Origin of the sequence: Limnohabitans sp. B9-3 (assembly GCF_002778325.1) — a bacterium.
In the GTDB taxonomy this organism is placed as follows: Bacteria; Pseudomonadota; Gammaproteobacteria; order Burkholderiales; family Burkholderiaceae_C; genus Limnohabitans; species Limnohabitans kasalickyi.
In genome coordinates this window covers 1-1,211 of sequence record NZ_NESI01000020.1, presented here as the reverse complement: position 1 = coordinate 1,211, position 1,211 = coordinate 1, and the positions used below count along the sequence as shown (strand labels likewise).

1 protein-coding gene is annotated in these 1,211 nt (G+C 56.5%); it reads left to right on the top strand.

Features of this window, described 5'->3' with window-relative positions; genetic code table 11:
- The coding region (locus tag B9Z42_RS16045; RefSeq protein WP_100134429.1) for an IS256 family transposase at positions 1 to 1,175 on the top strand (1,175 nt) is incomplete at its 5' end.
- Positions 1,176 to 1,211: the final 36 nt, after the last annotated feature.

The window sequence follows — 1,211 nt, the reverse complement described above, 5'->3', positions numbered from 1 at the left end:
ATTACAAAAAACCTGAAGACCTCATCGGAGAAAACGGGCTTCTCAAACAATTGACCAAACGCTTGGTCGAGCGAGCCCTCCAAGCCGAGATGGCTGAGCACCTCGGGCACGGCAAGAACGAACCCGTCGCCAACCCCAAGGGCAACACCCGAAACGGCAAGAGCAAGAAGACGCTCAAGGGCGAGTTTGGCGAACTGCCCATCGAAATTCCCCGCGACCGAGACGGCAGCTTCGAGCCGCAGATCGTGCCCAAGCACCAAACAAGGTGGACGGGGTTCGATGACAAGATCCTGTCCCTGTATGCCCGTGGCATGACGGTGCGTGAGATCCAAGCGCACCTCGAAGAAATGTACGGCGCAGAAGTCTCACCCACGCTGATCTCAACCGTCACCGATGCCGTGATGGACGAAGTCAAGGCTTGGCAGTCTCGCCCATTAGATGCGCTGTATCCCATCGTTTATCTGGACTGCATTCACGTCAAATCCAGAGATGCGGGGGTGGTCAAAGTCAAAGCGGTGTACTTGGCGCTGGGCATTGATTTGACGGGGCAAAAGCAGTTGCTGGGCTTGTGGATCGCGCAGACTGAGGGTGCCAAGTTCTGGCTACAGGTGGTCACTGAGCTGAAGAACCGCGGTGTGCAAGACATCTTCATTGCCTGCGTGGATGGCTTGAAGGGGTTCCCCGAGGCGATCGAATCGGTGTACCCGCAAACGGCCGTCCAGCTGTGCGTGGTGCACATGGTGCGCCACAGTTTGAACTACGTGAGCTGGAAGATGCGCAAGGCGGTCGCGGCTGATTTGCGAGCCGTTTATGCGGCGGCGACCCTAGAAGCGGCAACGGCTGCCTTGGATGAGTTTGAACAAAAGTGGGGCGCTGACTACCCGCCGATCGTGCAGTCGTGGCGCAGAAACTGGGAGCGCATCACACCGTTCTTCGATTACCCGCCGGAGGTCAGGCGCATCATCTACACGACCAACGCCATCGAATCGGTGAACATGAGTTTGCGCAAGATCACGAAAAACCGTGGGGCGTTCCCAAGTGACGAGGCGTTGTTGAAACTGTTTTATTTGGCGCTGAACAACATCGCCAAGAAGTGGACGATGCCGGTGCAAAACTGGAAGCCCGTGCTGAACCGATTTACGATCCAGTTTGAGGGAAGGATGCCGACGAATTAACACTCGCTCCGTTTACACAAAATTCGGGACACCCTC